The organism is Bacillus sp. JZ109, assembly GCF_053903135.1.
On the sequence record NZ_CP096388.1, the window covers coordinates 3,867,698 to 3,875,000 of the forward strand.

Annotated in this window: 7 protein-coding genes and 2 rRNA genes (1 of these 9 only partly in view); 4 read left to right on the top strand and 5 right to left on the bottom strand. The window is 44.1% G+C overall.

The window, feature by feature from the left end; genetic code table 11:
- The first annotated feature begins 61 nt into the window (after positions 1-61).
- The 4 genes from feuA to M1D94_RS20260 are packed head-to-tail and all read left to right on the top strand — an operon-like array spanning position 62 to position 3,790.
- Positions 62-1,015 carry an iron ABC transporter substrate-binding protein FeuA gene (gene feuA / locus M1D94_RS20245; RefSeq protein ID WP_282627572.1) on the top strand — a complete coding sequence of 318 codons (954 nt, stop codon included), beginning with the start codon at positions 62-64 and terminating at the stop codon, positions 1,013-1,015.
- 18 nt (positions 1,016-1,033) lie between these two features.
- Complete coding sequence (locus tag M1D94_RS20250; protein ID WP_456270329.1) at positions 1,034-2,038, top strand: FecCD family ABC transporter permease; 1,005 nt, start codon at positions 1,034-1,036, stop codon at positions 2,036-2,038.
- Complete coding sequence (gene feuC, locus M1D94_RS20255; protein ID WP_003234980.1) at positions 2,031-3,041, top strand: iron ABC transporter permease FeuC; 1,011 nt, start codon at positions 2,031-2,033, stop codon at positions 3,039-3,041. The genes M1D94_RS20250 and feuC overlap by 8 nt, the downstream gene beginning before the upstream one ends.
- Positions 3,038-3,790, top strand: a complete 753-nt coding sequence (locus M1D94_RS20260; protein WP_163117708.1) for an alpha/beta hydrolase — start codon at positions 3,038-3,040, stop codon at positions 3,788-3,790. The genes feuC and M1D94_RS20260 overlap by 4 nt, the downstream gene beginning before the upstream one ends.
- An 8-nt stretch (positions 3,791-3,798) precedes the next feature.
- Here M1D94_RS20260 and M1D94_RS20265 read toward each other — a convergent pair whose 3' ends face one another.
- The 5 genes from M1D94_RS20265 to M1D94_RS20285 all read right to left on the bottom strand — a co-directional run.
- Positions 3,799-4,719 (bottom strand): bile acid:sodium symporter family protein, encoded by a 921-nt coding sequence (locus M1D94_RS20265; RefSeq protein WP_072174250.1) that lies wholly within the window; start codon positions 4,717-4,719, stop codon positions 3,799-3,801.
- A gap of 145 nt (positions 4,720-4,864) precedes the next feature.
- On the bottom strand, positions 4,865-6,301 hold the full coding sequence (locus M1D94_RS20270; RefSeq protein WP_141949546.1) for a SulP family inorganic anion transporter: 1,437 nt from the start codon (positions 6,299-6,301) through the stop codon (positions 4,865-4,867).
- Positions 6,302-6,478: 177 nt separating this feature from the next.
- Complete coding sequence (locus M1D94_RS20275; RefSeq protein ID WP_153940043.1) at positions 6,479-6,742, bottom strand: hypothetical protein; 264 nt, start codon at positions 6,740-6,742, stop codon at positions 6,479-6,481.
- Positions 6,743-6,861: 119 nt separating this feature from the next.
- Positions 6,862-6,977: ribosomal RNA gene (gene rrf, locus M1D94_RS20280) — 5S ribosomal RNA — on the bottom strand.
- A gap of 55 nt (positions 6,978-7,032) precedes the next feature.
- A 23S ribosomal RNA gene (locus M1D94_RS20285) occupies positions 7,033-7,303 on the bottom strand (it continues 2,657 nt past the right edge of the window).

The following is a 7,303-nucleotide window of genomic DNA, read 5'->3' on the forward strand; positions in this document are numbered from 1 at the left end:
TCTGTTCATTCTCTATAATTCCAATTGATAATAGTTATCAATTGAACAGGGGGCTCTATAGATGAAAAAGATATCTCTTACCTTATTAATCTTGCTTCTCGCGCTGACAGCGGCAGCTTGCGGCAGCAAAAATGAATCAACTGCCAGCAAGGCAAGCGGCACAGCATCTGAGAAAAAGAAAATTGAATACCTTGATAAAACATATGAAGTAACTGTACCGACAGACAAAATCGCCATTACGGGAAGCGTTGAATCAATGGAAGACGCGAAATTGCTTGACGTTCATCCGCAAGGCGCAATTTCATTCTCCGGCAAATTCCCTGATATGTTCAAAGACATTACTGATAAAGCCGAACCAACCGGAGAAAAAATGGAGCCAAATATTGAAAAGATTCTTGAAATGAAGCCAGATGTTATCCTAGCTTCAACAAAGTTTCCGGAAAAAACGCTGCAAAAAATCAGCACAGCAGGCACGACGATCCCAGTTTCTCATATCTCTTCAAACTGGAAGGAAAACATGATGCTGCTTGCCCAGCTGACTGGAAAAGAGAAAAAAGCTAAGAAAATTATTGCAGACTATGAACAGGATCTAAATGAAACAAAAACAAAAATCAACGATAAAGCGAAAGATTCAAAAGCGCTTGTCATCAGAATCAGACAAGGCAATATTTACATTTACCCTGAACAGGTGTATTTCAACTCCACACTATATGGTGATTTAGGCCTTAAGGCGCCGAATGAAGTAAAAGCTGCAAAAGCGCAAGAGCTTATTTCATTAGAAAAATTAAGTGAAATGAACCCAGACCATATTTTCGTCCAATTTTCTGATGATGAAAATGCAGACAAACCTGATGCCTTAAAAGATTTAGAGAAAAATCCAATCTGGAAAAGCCTTAAAGCAGTCAAAGAAGACCATGTGTATGTCAACTCAGTGGACCCTCTCGCACAAGGCGGCACAGCTTGGAGCAAAGTCCGTTTCCTGAAAGCGGCTGCTGAAAAATTGACACAAAACTAATTCAGAGTAGGTTTTTGTATGTATTCAAAACAGTGGACACGTATCATATTGATTACTTCTCCATTTGCTATAACGCTGTCGCTTTTGCTTTCAATCCTTTATGGGGCAAAGCATCTTAGCACAGATATTGTTTTTACATCTCTTATTCATTTCGATCCGGGAAACACAGACCATCAAATTATATGGCACTCCCGGATTCCAAGGGCTGCCGGCGCTCTGCTCATAGGGGCAGCCCTTGCTGTTTCTGGAGCGCTTATGCAGGGCATTACGCGCAATTATTTAGCTTCGCCATCCATTATGGGTGTTTCAGATGGTTCAGCGTTTATCATTACGCTTTGCATGGTTCTGCTCCCGCAATCATCTTCAATTGAAATGATGATATACTCTTTTATCGGCTCAGCGTTAGGAGCTGTGTTAGTATTCGGCCTTGCCGCCATGATGCCAAACGGATTTACCCCCGTGCAGCTCGCCATCATCGGCACAGTCACAAGCATGCTGCTCAGCAGCTTATCAGCGGCCATGTCGATTTATTTTCAAATTTCTCAGGATCTCAGTTTCTGGTACAGTGCCAGACTTCATCAAATGAGTCCAGATTTCCTGAAGCTTGCCGCTCCGTTTTTCCTGATTGGCATTATAATGGCCATTTCTCTCAGCAAAAAGGTAACCGCTGTATCATTAGGGGACGACATTTCTAAAAGCCTGGGGCAAAAGAAAAAAACCATTAAAATCATGGCGATGCTTTCCGTCATCATTTTAACCGGCAGTGCCGTAGCGCTGGCCGGGAAAATTGCGTTTGTCGGGTTGGTTGTTCCGCATATCACGAGATTTCTCGTCGGCTCTGATTACAGCAGGCTGATTCCGTGTTCCTGTATTTTGGGCGGAATCTTTTTAACCTTGTGTGATCTCGCAAGCAGATTTATCAACTATCCGTTTGAAATACCGATTGAGGTCGTAACATCCATTATCGGCGTACCTTTCTTCCTTTATTTAATTAAACGAAAAGGAGGGGAGCAAAATGGCTAAAAAATATGCATTGTTCATCGCTTTGATTCTTGTTGTCAGCTATTTCAGCTTAACGAGCGGATCATTTTCTGTTCGTCCTGCTGAGCTGCTCTCCACTCTTTTTCAAATCGACCCGAATCCGCAGTATGAAATTTTGTTGTTCGATTTAAGACTGCCGCGGGTTGTCATGGCTGCTATTATTGGACTCGGTCTTGGCATTGCAGGCGCTGTTATCCAGGCCATCACGAGAAACGGGCTTGCTGACCCTGGAATTCTCGGAATCAACGCAGGGGCGGGAGCTGGCATTGTAGCGTTTATGCTCTTATTCCAAGGCCAGAAGGAAGTGACATCCATAGCTGCAGCGATGGGAATGCCGCTCTTCGGATTGATAGGCGGGCTCATCGCGGCGATCCTGATTTACATATTTGCATGGCACAGAGGCAATTTAGATTCAGGAAGAATTATTCTGGTAGGGATTGCGATCAATTCAGGATTCAGCGCCCTGTCTTTGTTTTTATCTTTAAAAATGGACCCGCAAGACTATCAAATGGCCATGGTGTGGAAAAACGGAAGCATCTGGTCTGCCAACTGGACGTATATCACAGCCGTTCTCCCATGGATGCTGCTGTTTATACCGATTCTTATCGGCAAATCCCGCCTGCTCGACACCATTCGTTTTGATGAAGACACAGTCAGAAGCCTCGGCATTTCATCAAATAAAGAAAAAACCATCCTGCTCGTTGCCTGTGTAGCAATCATCAGCGCCTGTGTCTCCGTAGCGGGAAGCATGGCGTTTGTCGGCTTAATTGCTCCCCATATCTCACGGAGACTGGCTGGCGTCGAACATCGCTATATCCTGCCACTGAGCGGTTTAATCGGGATGCTTCTTGTGATAAGCGCAGACTTTGCCGGAAAACTGTTTTTTCAGCCCGCAGAAGTGCCCGCAGGCATCATTTTGGCGATCCTCGGAGTTCCTTATTTCTTATATCTGCTTTTCAAGCAAAAAAAGGGGGAGAATGCTTGAAAGGATCTCTTTCAGAACACAAAGCCGGCAACAGGAGGTTCACGCTGTACCTCCCTCCTTCCTACAGCACAGACAGCGGGGGATTTCCTGCTGTTTACGTGCAGGATGGCAGTTCTTTGTTCCAAAACCAAATCGAATTATTAGAAAGCGCAGTTCAACAGCAAAGGCTCCCTGAACTCGTGCTGATCGGTATCGAACCCGAAAACCGGCTTGATGAATACACCCCATGGCCGGCTGCATCACTCAGTGATCGGTTCACGGACTTCGGCGGAATGGGATATCACTATCTGTCTGATATAACGAACCAGTTCATTCCGCTAATCGAAGAAAACTGGAACGTCACCAGGGAACCGCAGTCAAGAGGAATGATCGGTGCCTCATTAGGCGGACTCATCTCAATGTTCGCCTTATTAAAATATCCGTCACTGTTCGGGAAAATCGGCTCTATATCAGGTTCATACTGGTACGAGAACGCAGCGGAAACCATTCATATATCTTCTTTAAAGCCAGGCACTGTACGTGTTTTCATGTCTGTCGGGAATGAAGAAGGCCGTGAAAAACAATCCATTCAGCGACATATGCTGAAAAAAACAAAGCAAGTTCATCAAAGTCTAAAAGAAAAAGGCTTCACTGAAGACCGGTTGTATCTTTCAATTGAAAAAGGAACGGTGCACCACCGCAAGTATTTCTGCAAACAGTTCATCAACGCGCTCGAATGGCTATACGGAAAAAACCGCTCAACCCTATGAGCGGTTTTTTATGCTTTCTGCAACATTGGTTTTAATTCAAAACGATTCAGCATATAGCCAAACAAAGCAGCCAATATCTGCTGAAACAGCATGCCAATCACAACAGGAACTGCAACCTGAGTCGGGAAGAACGTAACGGCAAGAACTGCGCCGGCACTAATATTCCTCATGCCTCCCGTAAATATAAGAGAGACTATTTCCTCTTGCCGCCTTTTCATCATTTTTCCGATCAGCCAAGCAGCGGCATAACCTGTTAACGCGATAAAGAATACCGTTACAGCTATTCCTGCAAATCTCAAATCAATGGATTTGAAATAAGGAGCAATCGCTGAACTGTTAATCGCAATCACTGCCATCAAGCAAAGCTTTGAAAAAGGCGACAGCGCACTGCTCACAGACGCAGTTCTTTCTGGAGATGACATCTGATTAAACAGCATGCCCAAAAAAGAAGGAATCACGACCATTACAATCAGACCTTTCATCATTCCCCACACATCCATGTGAACCTGAGCGCCGGCCAGCAATGAAAGACTCAGCGGTACGATTAGCGGTGACAGCACAGTATCAACTAAAATAATCGAAAGTGTCAAACCGACATTCCCTTTGTACATCGCTGCCCAAATCAAGCTTGTAATCCCCGTAGGAATCACAACAGCCAATGTTAAACCGGTAATCGTCAAAGGATCACCTTTAAATATAAGATGGCCGCTGCCCCAAGCAAAAAGCGGCATGAAAATATGAAGAACGAATAGTGCAAGAATCATAGGGAGAGGATGAGACAATGCATGTCTCAAAGATTGAAAGTTCGCGCTCAGACTGCCTGCAAACGTAATAAAAGCAAAGATCCAAGGCACAGCCCATTCATACCCATTTAAAAACTGAGACAGCAGCACGCCCAGCACCACACTAGTCGGCGTTAACAGCGGCATCACTCTCCCCAATACACGGTTCAGCTTCTGAAGCATCATATGCAAGTCCCCTATTTAAAATTTCTCTTCTCTCTATTATATCAATGCTGCTTAAGTGTATGTTATATAAAAAAGCCCAGATCTCATTCATCTGGGCTTCTCTATTTTATGCCATCTGTTTCATTAGAGATTTACTCGCTTTATTCAAACCTTTTAACTCAGCTTCAATGCCTTGTTCCTTAAACTTCGCAACAATCTTATCAAGTGCGGCCGCTCCAGAATCGTCCCATACGTGAGCTTCAGTTAAGTCAATCACGACCCGCTCAATATCCTCTTGATAAATAAACGCATTTGCAAGATCCGTCACTGACGCAAAAAAGATTTGCCCCTTCACTTGATACGTTCTAAGCTTTTGATCCTCTGCATGAGAAACGATTTTCAGCTTCGAGATTTTTGCCACAAAGAACACGGCACTTAAAAGAACACCGACAAATACACCCTTAGATAAGTCATCCGTCACAACAACCGTAACTACAGTCACAACCATGACAATCGAGTCCGTGAGCGGCGCTTTTTTGAGACCTTTTAAGGAAGACCAATCAAATGTGCCGACAGACACCATAACCATTACAGCTACTAACGCCGCCATTGGGATTTTCACCACGACATGACTTAACACCGCCATTAAAAACATCAGAAAAGCACCGGCAACAAATGCTGACAAACGTCCGCGACCGCCCGCTTTTGTATTAATGACAGATTGTCCGATCATAGCGCAGCCTGCCATTCCGCCAAAGAATCCAGTCACGATATTCGCAATTCCCTGTCCGCGGCTCTCTTTATTTTTATCACTGTCCGTATCCGTCATTTCATCAATAATCTGTGCTGTCAGCAAAGATTCAAGCAACCCGACAAACGCTAAAGCAATTGAATAAGGAAAAATAATTTGCAGTGTTTCAAAGGTAAACGGAACATCAGGGATTAAGAAATGAGGCAACGAACTAGAAATATTGCCCATATCACCAACAGTCCGCACATCCACATGGAAAGTGACCGCAATAATTGTCATCACAATAATCGCCACAAGCGGAGACGGAACAGCAGTCGTAAACCTTGGCAGCACATAAATAATAACCAACGACCCGGCAAGCATCGCATACATGCTCCAAGAAGCACCTTCAAACTGGGGAAGCTGCGCAGAGAAGATAAGGATCGCCAGCGCATTCACAAACCCGATCATCACAGAACGCGGGATGAATTTCATTAATCTTGCAATTTTACTGATACCTAAAATCACTTGAATAATGCCAGTCAAAATCGTAGCCGCAAATAAATACTGAAGCCCATGATCAGCAACCAGCGACACCATAACGACTGCCATTGAGCCTGTCGCAGCTGAAATCATGCCAGGTCTGCCGCCAAAAATAGAAATAATAATGGCTATACAAAATGACGCATAAAGACCGACCATCGGATCCACGCCGGCTATAATAGAAAAGCCAATCGCTTCAGGAATTAATGCTAACGCAACTAAAATGCCAGCAAGAATGTCTTTTCGGATATTGCCGAACCATTGCTGTTTTAATGTAAAACTATCATTCAAATATAACGACTCCTTTTTAGTAAAAAATTAATCCGCACCATATCTATTGTATTGGGAGCTTTTTTTATTTTACGGGAGAAAATGAAAAGAAAAACGACCGGGGAAAACGGGGAAACGTTGAGTATATTGTATTGAGGCAAGGAGTTGTCATACAAAGAGTATCATAATAAATTTTTATCAATTACGCAAGATGATTGCTGAAGAAAAAAATGGCTCAAATATAGTCTGAGACATTTTATCATATCCGGATGAAACCAAGAATCGTTTTAATGACAGTAATATCTTTTCTCCCATTTGGCAACCCGAGCCGGTTTCCGAACAAACGACAGGCATGCTGCTCGCCGCCAATCCATTGGCAGCGAGCAGCATGCCAATCGCAGTCGGATGGAGTCTGGATGAGTCTCCCGTACAACCTGCATTTTGATTATTTATGACTCTCATGTTGATCATGCTGGTGATTGTATTGGGATTCAAAAATATTAGTAAAATGGATACTAACGAAAGCAAATCGGCACAGATATAAAATAAAAAACCCAGCTCAATGAGCTGGGTTTAAGCTTGCTTGGCGGCGTCCTACTCTCACAGGGGGAAACCCCCGACTACCATCGGCGCTGAAGAGCTTAACTTCCGTGTTCGGTATGGGAACGGGTGTGACCTCTTCGCTATCGCCACCAAACAAATTGAGAGTGTTCTCTCAAAACTAGATAACAGGTGTGACATCATTCAAAAATATGGTTAAGTCCTCGATCGATTAGTATCTGTCAGCTCCATGTGTCGCCACACTTCCACCTCAGACCTATCAACCTGATCATCTTTCAGGGATCTTACTTCCTTGCGGAATGGGAAATCTCATCTTGAGGGGGGCTTCATGCTTAGATGCTTTCAGCACTTATCCCGTCCGCACATAGCTACCCAGCGATGCCCTTGGCAGAACAACTGGTACACCAGCGGTGCGTCCATCCCGGTCCTCTCGTACTAAGGACAGCTCCTCTCAAATTTCCT